This window comes from Pigmentiphaga sp. YJ18 (genome assembly GCF_038066655.1).
GTDB lineage: Bacteria > Pseudomonadota > Gammaproteobacteria > Burkholderiales > Burkholderiaceae_B > Pigmentiphaga.
On record NZ_JBBUKU010000002.1, the window covers coordinates 1,046,913 to 1,063,439 of the forward strand.

General features: G+C 69.1%; 18 protein-coding genes. 6 read left to right on the forward strand and 12 right to left on the reverse strand.

What is annotated here, in order from left to right; all coding sequences use genetic code 11:
- Positions 1 to 14: 14 nt before the first annotated feature.
- From psrA to WKR98_RS18740, 5 genes are all read left to right on the forward strand, one after another.
- A complete protein-coding gene (psrA, locus tag WKR98_RS18720; protein ID WP_124689217.1) occupies positions 15 to 1,100 on the forward strand; it encodes an iron-containing alcohol dehydrogenase PsrA in 1,086 nt (361 codons plus the stop codon).
- 26 nt (positions 1,101 to 1,126) lie between these two features.
- A complete protein-coding gene (gene phnX, locus WKR98_RS18725; RefSeq protein WP_341434342.1) occupies positions 1,127 to 1,945 on the forward strand; it encodes a phosphonoacetaldehyde hydrolase in 819 nt (272 codons plus the stop codon).
- A gap of 115 nt (positions 1,946 to 2,060) precedes the next feature.
- Positions 2,061 to 3,089: a CDP-6-deoxy-delta-3,4-glucoseen reductase gene (locus WKR98_RS18730; RefSeq protein ID WP_341434343.1), complete on the forward strand. Its 1,029-nt coding sequence runs from the start codon at positions 2,061 to 2,063 to the stop codon at positions 3,087 to 3,089.
- A gap of 35 nt (positions 3,090 to 3,124) precedes the next feature.
- On the forward strand, positions 3,125 to 3,658 hold the full coding sequence (locus WKR98_RS18735; RefSeq protein WP_124689214.1) for a VOC family protein: 534 nt from the start codon (positions 3,125 to 3,127) through the stop codon (positions 3,656 to 3,658).
- Positions 3,655 to 4,551 carry a fumarylacetoacetate hydrolase family protein gene (locus tag WKR98_RS18740; RefSeq protein WP_341434344.1) on the forward strand — a complete coding sequence of 299 codons (897 nt, stop codon included), beginning with the start codon at positions 3,655 to 3,657 and terminating at the stop codon, positions 4,549 to 4,551. Before WKR98_RS18735 ends, WKR98_RS18740 begins: the two co-directional genes overlap by 4 nt.
- A 23-nt stretch (positions 4,552 to 4,574) precedes the next feature.
- On the opposite strand, the gene WKR98_RS18745 is transcribed toward WKR98_RS18740, so the two are convergent.
- Positions 4,575 to 5,480: a LysR family transcriptional regulator gene (locus tag WKR98_RS18745; protein WP_341434345.1), complete on the reverse strand. Its 906-nt coding sequence runs from the start codon at positions 5,478 to 5,480 to the stop codon at positions 4,575 to 4,577.
- Between the two features lie 185 nt (positions 5,481 to 5,665).
- Between WKR98_RS18745 and WKR98_RS18750 the strand changes: the two genes are divergently transcribed.
- A complete protein-coding gene (locus WKR98_RS18750) occupies positions 5,666 to 6,844 on the forward strand; it encodes an ABC transporter substrate-binding protein (RefSeq protein ID WP_341434346.1) in 1,179 nt (392 codons plus the stop codon).
- A 28-nt stretch (positions 6,845 to 6,872) separates the two neighbouring features.
- Here WKR98_RS18750 and WKR98_RS18755 read toward each other — a convergent pair whose 3' ends face one another.
- The 11 genes from WKR98_RS18755 to WKR98_RS18805 form a co-directional block, all read right to left on the reverse strand.
- Entirely contained in the window at positions 6,873 to 7,628 is a 756-nt protein-coding gene (locus WKR98_RS18755; RefSeq protein ID WP_124689203.1) for a YoaK family protein, read from the reverse strand.
- A 104-nt stretch (positions 7,629 to 7,732) separates the two neighbouring features.
- Entirely contained in the window at positions 7,733 to 8,335 is a 603-nt protein-coding gene (locus WKR98_RS18760; RefSeq protein ID WP_341434347.1) for a DUF2894 domain-containing protein, read from the reverse strand.
- Positions 8,328 to 8,963, reverse strand: coding sequence for an OmpA family protein (locus WKR98_RS18765; RefSeq protein ID WP_124689201.1), 636 nt, complete (start codon positions 8,961 to 8,963; stop codon positions 8,328 to 8,330). The genes WKR98_RS18760 and WKR98_RS18765 overlap by 8 nt, the downstream gene beginning before the upstream one ends.
- The gene (locus WKR98_RS18770; protein WP_341434348.1) at positions 8,963 to 11,548 is read right to left on the reverse strand and encodes a DUF802 domain-containing protein; all 2,586 of its coding nucleotides are present in this window, start codon (positions 11,546 to 11,548) and stop codon (positions 8,963 to 8,965) included. The genes WKR98_RS18765 and WKR98_RS18770 overlap by 1 nt, the downstream gene beginning before the upstream one ends.
- 10 nt (positions 11,549 to 11,558) lie before the next feature.
- The gene (locus WKR98_RS18775; protein WP_124689199.1) at positions 11,559 to 12,275 is read right to left on the reverse strand and encodes a DUF3348 domain-containing protein; all 717 of its coding nucleotides are present in this window, start codon (positions 12,273 to 12,275) and stop codon (positions 11,559 to 11,561) included.
- 105 nt (positions 12,276 to 12,380) lie between these two features.
- Positions 12,381 to 13,103 carry a PAS domain S-box protein gene (locus WKR98_RS18780; RefSeq protein ID WP_238160379.1) on the reverse strand — a complete coding sequence of 241 codons (723 nt, stop codon included), beginning with the start codon at positions 13,101 to 13,103 and terminating at the stop codon, positions 12,381 to 12,383.
- 22 nt (positions 13,104 to 13,125) lie between these two features.
- Complete coding sequence (locus WKR98_RS18785; RefSeq protein ID WP_192901811.1) at positions 13,126 to 13,272, reverse strand: hypothetical protein; 147 nt, start codon at positions 13,270 to 13,272, stop codon at positions 13,126 to 13,128.
- Between the two features lie 77 nt (positions 13,273 to 13,349).
- Entirely contained in the window at positions 13,350 to 14,036 is a 687-nt protein-coding gene (locus WKR98_RS18790) for a GntR family transcriptional regulator (RefSeq protein ID WP_124689198.1), read from the reverse strand.
- A gap of 63 nt (positions 14,037 to 14,099) precedes the next feature.
- Complete coding sequence (locus tag WKR98_RS18795) at positions 14,100 to 15,056, reverse strand: Bug family tripartite tricarboxylate transporter substrate binding protein (RefSeq protein ID WP_341434349.1); 957 nt, start codon at positions 15,054 to 15,056, stop codon at positions 14,100 to 14,102.
- 2 nt (positions 15,057 to 15,058) lie between these two features.
- Positions 15,059 to 15,460, reverse strand: a complete 402-nt coding sequence (locus WKR98_RS18800; protein WP_124689196.1) for a RidA family protein — start codon at positions 15,458 to 15,460, stop codon at positions 15,059 to 15,061.
- Between the two features lie 72 nt (positions 15,461 to 15,532).
- Positions 15,533 to 16,462: a LysR family transcriptional regulator gene (locus WKR98_RS18805; protein ID WP_341434350.1), complete on the reverse strand. Its 930-nt coding sequence runs from the start codon at positions 16,460 to 16,462 to the stop codon at positions 15,533 to 15,535.
- Positions 16,463 to 16,527 lie beyond the last annotated feature (65 nt).

Here is a 16,527-nt window from a genome sequence, read left to right on the forward strand (position 1 = left end):
CCCCGTACCGACTCATGTGGACCTATACCAACCCCGTCGCCGCGCATGTCGGCCGTGGCGCGCTGGACCAGTTGCCGCGCCTGCTGGGCGCCCGCCGCGCCATCCTGGTCGCGTTTCCCGAGGCCGGCCCGCTGGGCCTGGTCGACCGCCTGCGCACCCTGCTGGGGCAGCGCCTGGCGGCCGTCGAGACCGATGTCCTGCCCAACCCCGACATCGCCTGGCTCGGCCCCTTGTATGAGCGCCTCTGGCGTGACCACCCCGAGGTCGAATGCGTGATCGCGCTGGGCGGCGGCAGCGCCATCGACTGCGGCAAGGCCATGGCGGTGCGCACGCCCTCGGGCACGTTCGGCGAACTCCTGCACTGGCTGGAGACCGGCGCGCCCGGCACGCCCCACGGGCACCGGCGGCTGATCGCCGTCCCAACCACGGCCGGCACCGGCAGCGAAGTCACGCCCTGGGCCACCCTGTGGGACCAGGCACGGTCCCGCAAGCTGTCGCTGCACCTGTCCTGCACCTGGCCCGAGGCCGCCGTGGTCGACGCCGGCCTGATGGCCAGCCTGCCACGCGCCGCTACCCTGGCGAGCGGCCTGGACGCGCTGTCCCACGCGCTGGAATCCCTGTGGAACGTCCATCGCAACCCGGTCTCGGCCGCGCTGGCCGTGACCGCCGCGCGCAGCATCGTCCGCACCCTGCCCCGGCTGCTGGACGCCCCGGGCGACCTCGACCTGCGCGAACGGCTCGCCACCGCGGCGCTCCAGGCCGGCCTGGCCTTCTCCAATACCCGCACCGCCCTGGCTCATTCGCTGTCCTACGACATCACGCTGGAACACGGCGTGCCGCACGGTATCGCCTGCTCGTTCAGCCTGCCGCGCATCCTGGAGCTGGCCTGGGGACGCGACCCCGAGGTCGATGCGCAGATGCTGGCCATCTTCGACGCCGCCAACCGCGACGGCGCCGTCGCCCGCCTGACGGATTTTCTCCAGGCCGCCGGCGTGAACACCGACCCCGCCAGCTACGGCATCGCGGACGCCGACTGGCAGCTTCGCATCGACCATGCCCTGCGCGGCCCGCGCGGCCGCAACTTCATCGCCGCCGCATGACTTCCCTTCCTTCATCGACCCCCACCATGTCCCTCCCCCTTCCCCCCGACCTTCCCGCCCCCCACGCCGTCCAGGCCGTCATCTTCGACTGGGCCGGCACCCTGGTGGATTTCGGTTCCCTGGCCCCGACGCAGATCTTCGTCGACGCCTTCGCCTCCTTCGGCATCGAGGTCGGCCTGGACCAGGCGCGCGGCCCCATGGGCCTGTCCAAGCGCGACCACATCCGCACCCTGCTCGACCATCCCGCCATCCGCGCGCAATGGCTGGAACGCTTCGGCCAGCCGCCGGGCGAGCCCGACGTCGACGCCATCTACCGGCGCTTCATGCCCATGCAGATCGAGAAGGTGGGCGACTATTCGGCCCCCATCCCGGGCGCCGGGGAAACCCTGGCATGGCTGCGCCGGCAGGGCATCCGCATCGGCTCCTGCTCCGGCTATCCGCGCGAGGTCCTGGACGTGCTGCTGCCGATTGCCGCCGGCCACGGCATCGCGGCCGACCACGTGGTCGCCGGCGACGAACTGCGCGCGGGCGGGCGGCCCGGCCCCTACATGGCGCTGGCCAACGTGCTGGCGCTGGGCATCGGCGACGTGCGCGCCTGCATCAAGGTGGACGACACGATCCCCGGCATCGAGGAAGGCCGCAACGCGGGCATGTGGTGCGTGGGGCTGGCGCTGTCGGGCAACGAAACCGGCCTCACCCTCGAGGAGCTGTCCGCCCTTCCCCCCGAACACGTGGCGGCGCGGCGCGAGGCGGCCGGCCAGCGGCTGCGGGCGGCGGGGGCGCACTACGTGATCGACAGCGTGGCCGGGCTGCCGGCGGTGGTGGCGCAGATCGCGGGGCAATAACACCGTTAATAGCAAGCCTTCTCTCCGAACGATAGTTCCCCGGCGCAACCGTCATTAGACTGGCGTCGGACACTATGACTGCGCCGCGGCCACGCACCCGGCGCGGCGGAGAGACATGGACTACACCATCACCCTGCATCCCAGCGGACATGCCTACGCCTGTCCGCCCGGCACCCCGGTCCTGAAGGCCGGTCTCGACAACGGGCTGTTCATGCCCTACAGCTGCCGCTCCGGCATCTGCCGCACCTGCCGCGCCACCATCGTCGAAGGCCGGGTCGACTACGGCGACGTTCACCCCAGCTGCCTGGACGAGGACGACAAGCGCCAGGGCTACGCGCTGCTGTGCAAGGCCACGCCGCTGACCGACCTGGTCGTCCAGGTGAACGAACTGGACCCGGCCGACGCCATCCGCTCGAAATACATGCCGGCCCGCGTGCTGAAGATGGAGCGGGCCGCCGACGACGTGATGATCGTCACGCTGGGCCTGCCCATGAACGAGCCCACGCTGTTCCGCGCCGGCCAGTACCTGGACATCCTGCTGCAGGACGGCACCCGCCGCAGCTATTCCATCGCCAACGTTCCCGACAACGAGGGCGTCCGGCAGGTCGAGCTGCACATGCGCCACCTGCCCGGCGGTCGCTTCACCGACCACGTGTTCGGCGCGATGAAATTGCGCGAGATCCACAAGCTCGAGATCCCGCTGGGCTCGTTCTTCCTGCGCGAGCACGGCGACAAGCCCATGATCATGCTGGCCTCGGGCACGGGCTTCGCCCCCATCAAGTCCCTGATCGAACACGCCCTGGCGCGCGGCAACCGCCGTCCCATCACGCTGTACTGGGGCGGCCGCAGGCGCGGCGACCTCTACCTGCACGACCTCGCGCAGTCGTGGGCCGACCGGCACGAGCACGTGCGCTTCGTGCCGGTGCTGAGCGAGCCCACGCCGGACTGCGCGTGGACCGGGCGCACCGGCTTCGTGCACCTGGCCGCCATGGAGGATTTTCCCGACATGTCGGGCCACCAGGTCTACGCCTGCGGCGCGCCGGTGGTGGTGGACGCGGCACGGCGCGACTACGTGGCGCGCTGCGGCCTGCCCCAGGACGAATTCTTCGCCGACGCGTTCCTGACCGCCGCCGACAAGTGCTGACACACGAACTCATGCCTTTGGAACAAGGAGACATCATGCTGCCCGAAAACTGCAGGGTCGATACGCCGGCCCACGACTCCGTGGTCAAGCCCTTCTGCCTGGGCCACGGCACGCTGGAGTGCTACAGCCTGAAGGCCTCGCGCCGCTTCTACGAGGAATTCCTGGGACTGGAATGCGTGCGCCACGGCAAGCCGGCGATGGCGGTGCGCCTGGCCATGCGCTTCCACATCATCTGCGTGGAAGTGGGCGACCAGGTCCACCCCGCCAACCTGCTCAATCACTGGGGCCTGGACCTGCCCAGCCGCGAGGCCGTGAACCAGGCCCACGCCGACGCCGTGCGCCTGCAGGACAAATACGGCATCCGCCAGGTGCTGCCGGTGCAGGACATGCACGGCGTGTACTCCTTCTACCTCGAGGACCTGGACCACAACTGGTGGGAGTTGCAGTGCTACGACAACGGCTTCCAGCACGACGACCTGTTCGACTTCGGCGACCGCTTCTCGATGGACGACGCGGCCGACATCGGCTCGCTGGAAGAACTCAAGATCCGCAACCAGGGTGACGCATGATCCAGCTCGTGACCTTCCTGCACGACGGCCAGAGTCGGACCGGCCTGCTCCACCAGGGCAACATCTACGCCTCGCCGCGCTATGCGCGCGTGCAGGACGTGCTGGACGACTGGCCCCGCGCCGACGGCAAGCTGGCCGTGCTGGCCGGCGACCTGCCGGGCCGCGAGCCGGTTCGCGGCGCCACCCTGCTGGCGCCGCATCCCCACCCGCCCACCATCTATTTCGCCGGCGCCAACTACCGCGACCACGTCGAGGAAATGCAGCGCGAGCTGTCCATGCCGCTGGAGATCGACCCCAAGGGCGCGGGCCAGACGCCCTGGCATGCCATCAAGGCTTCGGGCACCACGGTGGTCGGGCCCGAGGCCCAGGTGCGCGTGCCCGGCGGCGCGCCCCTGCTGGACTGGGAACTGGAACTGGGCGTGATCGTGGGCAGGACCGCCAAGGACGTGGCCGTCGATGAGGCGATGGACTACGTGGCGGGCTACGTGGTGGCCAACGACCTGTCGGCGCGCGGCCATTTCGGCCGGCCCGGCGTGGCCGAGGGCTCGCCCTTCAAGTGGGACTGGATAGGCCAGAAATCCTTCGACGGCGCCTGCCCGCTCGGCCCCGCCATCACGCCGGCGCGCTTCGTGCCCGACCCCATGAACCTGGCCATGAAGCTGTGGGTGAACGACGAGCTGATGCAGGATTCGAACACGTCGCGCATGCTGTTCAGCATCGCCGACCAGATCGCCCACCTGAGTTCGCGCCTGACGCTGCGGCCGGGCGACCTGATCCTGACCGGTACGCCGGCGGGCGTGGGCGCCGCGCGCAAGCGCTTCCTGAAACCGGGCGACGTCGTGCGGCAATGGATCGAGCACATCGGCGAATTCCGCTTCACCATCGTGCAATGAAGCCGGGCGCCGCGATCCGCCGCTCAGGGCCGGAAACCGATGCCGTCGATGCAGTCGACCACCTGTTCCCGGAACCACAGGCTGGCCGGATCCTTATGGAAACGGTCATGCCAGTACAGGGCTACCTCGAAATGGCCCAGCGGCAGCGGCACCGGCTTGACCACCAGCGGGAAATACTTGCACAGCTCCACCACCAGCGACTCCGGGCAGGTCCAGATCAGATCCGAGTTCAGCACCAGGTGCGGCGCCGCCAGGTATTGCTGCATGCGCACCTGGATCCGGTCGCGGGCCCCCACCTCGTTCAATGCGCGTTCCAGCAGGATGTGGCCGCTGCCCGCGTATTCCACCAGCAGATGCTGCTGGGCCACGAAGCGTTTCTGCGTCAACTCCTGCCGGGCGATCGGGTGGTCCCGCCGCATCAGGCACAGGTAGCGCTGCTTGAACAGCACCTTCCTGTGGATGTTGCGCTCGAGCGCCGGCAGGTAGCCCAGCGCCACGTCGATGCGCCCGGTCGACAGGCCCTGCACGGTCTCGTCGATGGGGGCGAACACGACGTTGAGCTTGACGTCCGGCGCGGCCCGGGCGATGCGTGTGAACAGGCTGGGCAGCACCACCACCTCGCCCACGTCGCGCGTGCGTATGGTGAAGGCCCTGCTCGACTCGGCCGCGTCGAACGACGACAGCATGCCCGACGTCTTGCGTATCGCATTCAGCGATTCGAGCAGCGCGGGGGCGATCTCGGCCGCCAGTGCCGTGGGTTCCATGCGGCGTCCGGCCAGCACGAACAGCTTGTCCCGGTATTCCACGCGCATGCGCTTGAGCGCGCTGCTGACGGCACCCTGGGTCACCCCCAGGTTCTCGGCCGCCAGCGTGACCGAGCGGTCGCGCCACAGGGCCTCGAACACGTACAGCAGATTCAGGTCTTTCACGGCGCGGCTCCTGTCGCGGCTTGGGAAGAACTATCAATTCCGCTAATAGCTTGGAATCATCGCCAGCCCATGGATGACGGGCCGGCGGGCGAGGATACTGGCCAGCCAACGCCGTAACTATAAAACACAGTGATGCCCGATCCGCGCTGGCGCGCGGGCAGGACATTCAAGCAAGGGAGACAAGCATGCGAAGCACTCTGGCATTGACCCTGGGCCTGGCCGCCGCGGCCGCCTGCAGCCCGGCGGCAGCCGATCTGAAGATAGGTTTCCTGGCCACTTTGTCGGGCCCGTCGGCCGACGTCGGGCAGGACCAGTACGATGGCTTCATGCTGGCCGTGGAGCAGATGCAGGGCAAGCTCGGGGGCGTCGCCACGCGCGTCCTCCGCGAGGACGACCAGATGAAGCCCGAGATCGCCGTCCAGGCCCTGACCAAGCTGCTCGACCGCGACAAGGTGGACGTGGTCACCGGGCTGACCTACGCCAACGTGCTGATGGCCCTGCAGGGAAAGATCGCCGGCACCGACGTCCCCTTCATCGGCTCGGTGGCCGGCCCCTCGCCCACGGCCGGCGCGCAGTGCAAGTCCAATCTCTTCATCACCTCGTGGCAAAGCGACACCACCGCCGAAGCCATGGGCAAGTATCTGCAGGACACCGGCGTCGACCCCGTCGCCATCCTCGCCCCGAACTTCCTGGGCTCCAAGGACAAGGTCACCGGCCTGAAGCGCTTCTACCGGGGCAAGGTCGCCCAGGAAACCTACACCCCGCTCACCCAGCTCGATTTCTCGGCCGAACTGGCCGCCACCGGCTCCTCGGGCGCGAAAGGCCTGTTCGCCTTCTTCCCGGGCAGCCAGGGCGTCAGCTTCGTGCGCCAGTACCAGCAGTTCGGGATGCTGCAAAAGCTGCCCATGTATTCGGTGCACACCGTCGAGCCCGGCAGCGTCAACGCCATGGGCAAGGCCGGCGTCGGCGCCATCGTGGCCGAGTCCTGGCAGCCCGGCGCCGACAACGACGAGTCGCGCCGCTTCGTCGCGGCCTTCGAGAAGAAGTATAAGCGCACCCCGACGTCCTACGCCGCGTTCAGCTATGACGCCGCCATGCTGATCGACGCCGCCGTCCGCGCCCGCTCGGGCAACGTGTCCGACCGCCAGGCGCTGGCCGCCGCGCTGCGCGGCGCGCCGTTCAAGTCGGTGCGTGGCCCGTTCCGGTTCAACCGCAACAACTACCCCATCCAGAACTACCACATCTACCAGGTAGTGGAAGGCGCCGGGGGCAAGCCCGCCTTCAAGGTGCTGGTGCCGAACGTGCTGGCCAACCACGAGGACGCCTACGCGCGCGACTGCGCGCTCAAGGCCGAGGGCGCCTAGCCCCGTCACGCCGTCGCGTGCCGCGCCCCTAGTGGTGCCGCCAGTAGCCCTGGAGGTCCTCGGCCACCGGCATGACCGCCAGCAGGCCCAGCAGCACCGCCAGCGGCACGGTCGACACGAAGCCGAAATAGGCGAACGACAGCGCGCCGCCCACGCCACCCGCGAAGAACAGGCCGACCAGCATGACCAGCACGCGCAGCTTGGCGCGGTCGGCCTTCACGAAATGCCCGGGATCGGCCTCGCGCGAGGCGTTCCAGTAGAACAGCTTGCCCAGTTCGATGCCGATGTCGGTCACCATGCCGGTGACGTGGGTGGTGCGGATCTCGGCGCGCGAGATCTTGGTGATGATGGCGTTCTGCAAGCCCATGATGAAGCACAGCAGCATGACGGTGGCCGGCACCGCCAGCCAGCGGAACTGCTCGATGTTGCCCCCCAGCAGGCCGAAGCACAGCAGCAGCCCGGCCTCCAGCAGCAGCGGCAGCGCGTACTCGCTGGCCAGCCGCGAGCGGCGGCCGAAATTGATCAGCACCGCCGACGTCCCGGCGCCCAGCACGAAGAACAGCAGCGCGGCCAGTCCTTGCAGGAAGAAGGCCACGCCGCCCAGGGCCAGATGGTCGGCCATGGACGACAGGATGCCGGACATGTGGGAGGTGTATTGCTGGACCGCCAGGAAGCCGCCCGCGTTCACCGCGCCGGCGACGAGTGCCAGGATGTAGGCGAGGTGGCGGTTGGCCTGGGGCGTGCGCTCGACGGCGGTCAGTCTGCGTAGGTAGAACAAGGGCATGGCGCGGGCATTCCGGGAACGGCGCCGGCGCCTGGGCCAAGAGGCCGCGCCGGACGACCCGCCAAGCATAGACGTTTTCCCGCCTCCTGCGGGAGGCGCCCGCCTCAGTCGGCCTTGCCCTTGCCGGTCTTCTTCGGCGCCTCGGCGCGCGGGGCGGCGCCCAGCAGCAGATCGGCGCCGCTCATGCGCTCCATCCAGGACAGGGTATCGGCATACGACAGGAAATGCCGCAGGTATCCCGGCGCCAGGTCGTGCATCAGCATCAGCGATTGGTGGACGAGATGCAGCGAGTTCAGCGGCCCGGCGTTCTCGGGCACGTTCTCCAGGGCCTGCCGCAGTTCCCTGCCCACGCGCAGCTCGGCCCACAGGCCCCGGAAGTAGTCCAGCACCGCCATGTCGCCGGCGGCGTCCTGGAGCGCGGCGCCGTTCGCCGACAACAGATCGACCAGCGTGGTCAGGCCGTCTGCCGGCACGGGCGCCGCCACGGCTTCGCCCGCGCCCGCCGCCTGCTCCACGCGGCGGGCATAGTCGTCCAGCACGCCGGCCAGCTTCTCGTCCAGGACGCGGCGCGCCTCGCCCTCGTGCCCGGACGCCCGCCGCGCCAGCGCCTCGATGAAATGGAAACGCAGCGGATCGACGCGATCCGCTCCCTGCCCGCGCCAGGTGTCGAGCAGCGTCGCCGCGTCGGACACGGTGTCCCTACTCACGGCGCTGGGAAGACCGGGGCATGGGCGCGATTTCCACGCGCCGGTTGCGCGACCGGCCTTCGTCGTTGGCATTGGACGCCACGGGCTGCTCGGCGCCGAAGGCGGCGGCGAACACCGACGACGATGGAATGCCCTCGTCGATCAGGGCCCGCGTCACGGTCAGCGCCCGCTGCGCCGACAGCTCCCAGTTGTCGGCGAAGCGGCGGTTGCCCTCGCGTATCAGCCGGTCGTCGGTGAAGCCGCTCACCATGATGATCTCGTCGCGAGCCTTCAGGTAGGCGCCCAGCGGCCCCACCAGGCTCTTGAGCACCTGCCGGCCTTCCGGCTGCAAGGCATCGGAATTCAGCGCGAACAGCACGTTGCCGCTGATGCCGATGCGGCCATCGACCAGCGTCACCCGTCCCGTGGCCAGCGGCCCGGCCAGCGCCTGCTCCAGGGCCTGCCGCCGCTGCACCTCGCCCTGCCGCCGCTGGACTTCCTCTTCGAGCTTGGTCGAGAGTTCCAGCTGCGTGCCGATCACGCCCACCAGGAGCAGCACGAAGGCGCCCAGCATGACCGACATCAGGTCGCCGAAGACCGCCCAGACGGGCGATGCCGCCTCGACGTTGGATTCGATGTCGTCGGCCATCAGGACACGTCGCCCGCCGGCGCCCGTTGCGCGTCGAGCTGCCGCAGCTCCTCGACGATCTGTTTCTGCGACATCATGCTCAGGTCGATCACGTCCTTGGCCTGCGCGACGTAGTAGGCAAGCTGCTCGTCGCTACGCGCGACGGCCTTGTCCAGGGCGCCCTCGATGCCGCGCAGTTGCTCCATCAGTTTGTCGCTGGATTCGCCGAACAGCTTGACCGCCTGCCCCAGCGCCTCGCCCAGGCTGGCCACCTCGACGGCGCTGCCGGTCACCTGCGCGGCCACCGACTCCAGTTTGCCGGTCTCGGCGCCGACCTGCTCGGTGAAGCGCGTGCCCACCCGGTCCAGCATGTCGGCCGACGCCGCCACCAGCGCATCGACCGCCTCGCGCTGTTCGGTGCTGGCGTGGTTGACGGTGTCCAGCAGGCTGCCCACCGTTTGCAGCAACCGCTCGCGCTCTTCCAGCATCGCGTTGTCGCGCGTCATGCCGTCCGACAACTGCTGCCGCAATTCGCCGATGATCCGGGCCGCCGCCAGCGGAGCTTCCGAGGCCGCCTGCACCAGCCGCTCGATCTCGGCGATGGTGGCGCGGGCATGGGCCTGGGACTCGGACGAGATCTCGCCGGCCGTGCGCGCCAGCGTCTCGCAGACCTCCTGTTGCCGGCCCGCGATCTGCGCGCCGGCCTCGCGCCATTCCTGGCTGAGCGAGCCGGCCAGGGTTTCCAGGGCGCCGGTCCAGGCCGCCTGCCGCGCCTCGTCGCGCGAGGCCAGCTCGGACCGCAGTTCGCCATGGGCCTGTCCCACCGTGTCCAGCAGCGAGGCCGCATGGCGCTCGAAGGTGGCCGCGGCCTCGGCCAGCGCCTGACGCGTGTCACCGGACAACTGCTCGCTGGCCTGTCCATGCCGCGCAAGCGCCTCGTTCCAGGCGCCCGATACGTTCTGGACGGCGGCCTCCAACTGGCCGGCCACCCGTTCCACCAGGCTGGCCGCCCCTTGCCCGAACGTTTCGGCGAAACGGTCGAACGACGCCCGCATGTCGCCGGCCAGGGCCTCGCCCGTGCGCCGGTGCTCGTCCAGCGCCGTGCTCCAGGCACCGGACACTGTCCCCGCCGTGGCATCCAGGCGGACGGCGATCCCGTCCACCAGCCCCGCCGAACGCTGCTCGAAATCTTCCGCCAGCCGGTCGAACGAGGCGCGGACGTCGCCGGCCAGCGCCTCGCTGGTGCGCTGGTGCCCGTCCAGCGCCGCGCCCCACGCCTGCGACACCTGTCCGGCCACGTTCTCCAGCCGAGCGGCCACGGTCTCCACCATCTCGGTCGAACGCTGCGCGAAGGCCTGCGCGACGCCATCGAACGTGGCGCGCAGCTCGCCCGACAGGGTCTCGCTGGTCTGCTGGTGCGCCGCCAGCGCCGTTCCCCAGGTCGACGACACCTGGTCCACCGACGCCTCCAGGCGGGCGGACACGCCTTCGACCAGGCTGGCCGAACGCTGCTCGAAGGTCCGGGCGAACGCGTCCAGCGCCGTGCGCAGGTCGCCCGCCAGCGCGTCGCTGGTCTTCCGGTGCTCGCCCAGCGCGGTATTCCAGGTATCGGCCACCGTGGCGGTGCTGGTCTCGAAGCGGCTGGACAGCGTGTCCAGTTGCCGCTGCACCGCCTGCGTGACCGTCTCGTGCAGGCTGGCCGCCTCGTGCGCCAGGCCGGCCATCGCGGTCTCGACCGCCGGCTGGATCGTGGCGCCGGCCACCCGCGCGCTGTCGGCCAGGCTCTCCTTCAGGCTTTGCTCCACCGAACCGGCCAGGCGCCGGTACTCGGCCTCGACCCGGCCATGGAAGCTTTCCTGCCCGGCCGCCAGGCGCTCGCCCAGGGCCTCGTTGTGTTTGGCCACCGACTCGGCCAAAGCCTGCAACCGGTCGACCAGCGCCGGCATCAGGTCCGCCTGCCGCTGCAACAGCTTGAACGATTCCTCGCGCTGGTGGGCCAGCGAATACGGACGCAGCACCGTCGCGATGCGCGTATCCAGCGCCTGCGCCGCCTGCAGGCGCTCGCGCCGGCACAGCGAGGCCAGGAGGCCCAGCATCGCCGACGCCGCCACGCCCGCCACCGAGGTCCCGAAGGCGAAGCCCAACCCCTTGACCGGCGCCGCCAGCGACGCGCGGATCGCCTGCAGGTCGGTCGCGCTTTCCAGCGCCACCCCCGTGCCCCGCAGCGTCGCCACCATGCCCAGGAACGTCCCCAGCATGCCCAGCAACACCAGCAGGCCGGCCAGGTACGGCGTCAGTGCCGGCCCCGGCAGCCCCACCCTTTCGCCCTCGACGCGCAGCCGCACGGCGTTGCGCAGCGACGGATGCACCTGCTCCAGCCACGTCCCCAGGCTGGACGGCGGCGCCGACAGATCCGCCGCGGCGCGTGCCAGCGACGACGTCGCCTCGTGGAAACGGCGCAGTTCCAGCCCGCCCAGCACATAGAACGCGGCGATCAGCAGGATCACCGCCAGCGCCAGCAGGTTCGAGCCGACATAGCCCACGCCCACCCAGCCCACCACGGCCAGACCCACGAAGAAAACCACGAAAGGAAGATATCTGCTCATCTAGGACGGATCAGCTTGCGCGAAGGGCCGCCAGCAGCCCCTCGACCGGTTGAAATCGGAAATCCAGCTCGGCCAGCAGGACGCCCCGCATGTCCGCGCGGAAGGTGTCCAGCCAGGGGCCGGGATCGTTGTCGTTGTTGGCGGGATCCTGGCCGGCCTTGCGCAGGCGCAGGAAATGGCCTTCCAGCAGGCCGGGCACCGAGGCCAGCAGATTGCGCTCCTGCGTGCCCAGCACCCGCTCCATGACCGCGTCCACCGCGGCCAGCCGCGCCATCTCGGGCGAGCCGGCGGCCAGCATGGCCCGCAGGCGGCCACGCAGGGCCGCGATGCCGGTCTCCATCTGCTGCTGCTTGGCCAGGCAGCGCTGGCGGTAGCGGGAAAAATCGGTGTCGTCGTCCGGATCGACCAGCAGCGCGGGATCGCGCCGGTGGCGGCTGCGCACGGGGCGCAGCACCCGGTCCCGCTCGATGGCCAGGGCCAGTTCGTCCCGCACCCGCGCGCTATCCTCCCGCGCGGCCGTATCGCTGGCGGGCATGCTGGCGGGCGCCGCTTTCGCGTTGCCGCTCAATACCGCGGACAGCGCGATGGCATCGGTCCAGCCGAGCCACAGGCTCAGCCGGTCGGCAAGCGGCTGCCGGGGGGTGGGAACGTGGGCGTGCGCCAGGCGGGCAAGCAGGCGGACGAAAGCCGGGCCGCTGGCGCCTGTGCGCCCGGACATGTGCGCCATGAGACCGGACGGGCAAAAGCCGGAAGTTTACACGGCTGGCCGCCCCCCAACCCGCCTGGGGCAACGGGAATAGAAGTGGTTACATCTGCATTGACAGAGCCGGCCCTAGTCGGCCGCTTCGATCTTCCGGTAGACCTTGAACCCCTGGCTGCGCACCGTCGCCACCGGCAGCTCCAGCCCGCACGCCTGTTCCACCTTGCGCCGCAGGCGGCGCATCTGCGTATCCAGGCGACGCTGGTCGTAATCCAGGAAATTCTCGCCCAGCGCCTGCACGATGGCCTTGCGCGTCACGCATTCGCCGGTGCCGTCGGCCAGGGCGCGCAGCACGCGGTAGTCCTGTCCCGACAGCGGGATCGGCGCGAACCCGGGAGGCGTCAGGCTGGGCGGCGCCGAGGACAGCCGCCATGTCTCGTCGGCCATCCCGGCCGGCTGCAGGCGCTCGTCCGGCAGCACGTCGTCGCGGGCGGAAATGTCGCGGGCCACCGCCACGCGATGCGCCTTGTCGTCCGACAGGCGCGCCGACCACATGATGTGGGCCACGCTGCCGTCCTTGCGGACATAGCGGTTCTCGAAATAACGCTGGAGATAGCCGGCCTCGATCCGCTCCACCGCGTGCAGCGTGCGCGCCCGGTCATCGGGATGGACGAACTCGATCATGCGCCGCCCCACCATTTCCTCGGGCTTGTAGCCGAAGATGCCCTCGCCCGCCCCGGTAATGGACAGGAAACGGCCGTCATGGTCCACGACGCAGATGGCGTCGAGCAGCAGGTCCAGGACTTCGGCGGGCGGCAGCTTGGCCATCGGGTCGTTCGGGCGATTGTTCGTCAAAGGTACGTATCGGCGGTGACTTTCATGGCCCGTCGGCCTTCATGGCGCCTTCCGCTATCGCAGCGTTGATGTCCTCGATGCTTAGCTTGGCGCCGTTGGTCTTGCCTTTCAGAATGCCGCGCAATTGTCCGAAGGACGGCCCCGGGGCGGTCACCGTCAATCTGCCCATGGCTTACCTCCAGTTACCCAGTCATTGCAATGCAATTTTGCATTACAAGAAAGATGAATGGAAGGTAAACGGAGAATTCAACCCAGGTATTTCTGCCGGATCGACCCCACGTGCGCCTCCATCGTGCGCACCGCCCCGGCACGGTCGCCGCGCCGGATACAGTCCAGCAGGTCCTCCAGCTCCGCCACGTTCGCCCGCTCGCCCGCGTCCACCTTGGGGCGGAACCACAGCAGCATGGAACGATCGAGCAGCAGCGCCGCGAAATCCGACAAGGTGCGGTTGTCCGCCGTGTCGTACAGCAGATGGTGGAAGCGCCGGTCGATCTCCATGCCGCCCGCGTGGTCCTTGGCCCGATAGCGTTCCCAGCCGGCGTCCACCAGCTCCTGCAACTGCTGGACGATCTCGGGATGCATGTGGTCCACCGCCAGCCCCGCCAGATAGGGTTCGATCAACTGGCGCGCGGCGATCAGCTCCAGGAAACCATCCAGGGTCTCGGCCTTGACCAGCAGCCCCTTGCGCGGAAGGATCTCCACCAGCCCCTCGCGGGCCAGCCGGTGCGTCGCCAGATGGATGGGACTGCGCCCCAGGTCCAGCCGCTGGCACAACTGCGCGACGTTGATGTGTTCGCCCGGCCGCAGTTCGTGCGACAGGATCATCCGCTTGACCGCAACATAAGCCTGCTCGCCCAGCGAGGGCGAGCCGCTGGCGTGTTCATCGCCGTCGCGGGCGGCGGCAGGTCGCGAGGTCTTCGAGGGTCTGGGCATGCGGCATGGTCAAGCGTGGCGGGTGCGCCCGCGATTGTAGCCTCGCGGGCCCCCTGCCCCGGCTCACTCCGGCTTGAGTCCCGCCTTCTCCACCGCGACGCGGTACTGGTCCGACTGCTGCTGCAGGAAACGCGCGAACTCGGCCGGGGCCGACGGCTTGGCCTCCATGCCCTGCTGCTGCAGCGTCTTGCGCACCTCCGGATCCTGCAAGGCCTGCGCGAACAGGTCATGCAGACGGTCCACCCGATCCTGCGCCACGCCGGCGCGGGTCAGCAAGCCCATCCAGGTTTCCGACGCGAACCCTGTCAGCCCCGCCTCGGCAAAAGTCGGCACCCCCGGCAGCGCGGCCGAACGGCTCGCCCCGGACACCGCCAGCGCCTTCAGCTTGCCCGCCGCGATGTGCGGCGCCACCACGCCCACGTCGCCCAGCGTCGCGTCCACCTCGCCCGACAGCACCGCCATCGTGGCCGGTGCCGAGCCCTTATAGGGCACGTGCAGCATCTCCATGCCCGCGCGCTGCTTGAACAGCTCGAAGCCCAGATGGCCCGACGACCCATTGCCGAAGGACGAGAAACTCGCCTTGCCCTGCTGCGCCTTCGCCCAGTCGATGAACCCCTTCAGGTCATGGGCGGGGACCTTGGACGAGACGACCAGCACATGCGGATTCGAGGCCAGCGCCGTCACCGGCTGGAAATCCTTGCGCGTATCGAACGGCAGATTCTTGATCAGATAAGGATTGATGACGAAGCTCGCCGCCATCATCAACACCGTCTGCCCGTCCGCCGGCTTGGCCAGCAGCGCCTGCGCACCGATGACCGTGCCGCCGCCGGGACGGTTCTCCACCACCACCGATACCCCCGCCGCCTTGCCCACCACCTGGGCCAGCGCGCGCGCCAAGGCGTCGGACGACCCGCCCGCGGCATAGGGCACGATCAGCGTCAGGGGTTGCGAGGGAAACGACTGCGCCATCGGGGCGGTGGATGCCAGCGACAACGCCAGGCCCAACACGAGCTTCTTCATGATCAGCCCCCCGCGCCCAGTCTGGCCTGGCCCTGGATCTCGACCAGGATTTCCGGCTTGGCCAACCCCTTCACCTCCACCAGCGCGCAGGCCGGGAAATCGCCCGTGAAGAACTCGCGGCGCGCCTTCCAGACCCCCTGGTTGCCCGACATGCGCGTCACGAACACCGTCAGCGTGACCACGTCGTCGATCTTGCCGCCGGCCGCTTCCACCAGGTGCTTGATCTTGGCGAAGATGAACTGCGACTGCTCGTATTCGTCGCTGCCCTGGATGGTGTCGCCGTCGTTGGCGCGGGAGGTCAGGCCCGACAGGTAGAGGGTGTCGCCCACTTGCAGGCAGTTGGACCAGAGGCCGGGAGCGGCTTCGGCGACGTGAGGGGTGGTGATGCGTTGCTTGCGGGGCATGGAGGGCTCTCCGTGTGAAATATTTGTGATATTTCACAATCATTCCACAAAAACCTGGCCGCCGCTACCCGGTCATGCGTACGTCGCGGCGGCATGCCTGGCCGCCTCGCCTATGACGCCCCGGAACCATTGGTGGAACGCGCTACGCTGGGTGCGCTCGTGCCAGTACAAGGCATTGCTGACGCGAGGCAAATGCCCGGGGAAATCAACCATCCGCACCGGGAACACCTCCCGTATCTTCAGCGCCATGCGCCGGGGCACCGTGGCGACCGCATCGGACACCATCAACGTTCCCAGCAACGCCATCAACCCTTGGGCATGGATGCAGACCGCCAGACTCTGGCCCTGCTGCTTGATGAACTCGTCGATCACCCTGCCCGACGTGGTGCGGCCGCTTCCCAGCAATCGCACGTGCGGCAAGGCCACGTAGGCCGGCAACGTCAACGGCTCGGCCAGCGCCCGGTTGCCGGGTCCGCCGATCACCACCACGTCGTCCTCGAACAGCGGCATGGTCCGCACGGAAGGCTGGGGATCGCGCACCCATCCCAGCCGGAAATCCACGTCGCCGGCGGCCAGCAACGCATCAATACGCCGCTGGTCGGGCGAACGTATGCTTAACGTGACGCGCGGAGCATCGCGCCGCAGCACCGTGGCGATGGTCGGCAAGAGCAACTGCTCCAGATACTCCGGGGCGGTCAGCACGACCTCGCGCTGCTCGCGCGAGGAATCGAAATCCTGCTGCGATGCCTGGATATGCGCGACCTCCTCCAGGAAACGCCTGATCTCGCGCTCCAGGGCCAACGCCTTTTCCGTCGGCTGCATGCCTTGCGGGCTGCGCACCAGCAGCGGATCGCCGAAGGTCTTGCGCAACCTGTTCAGCGCCTGCGTGATGGCCGGCTGCGAGACGCCCACCACCAGCGAGGTGGCCGTCACGCCGCGCTCGGTCATCAACGTCAGGAAGATCTGCAAGGTGCGAAAGTCGACATTGGCCAACGGATGCATAGGGACTCCCCGGTAATGGGCAAGCGCAGTCTCGGACCTGCGCCCATTAGACGCTGCTTATTTTC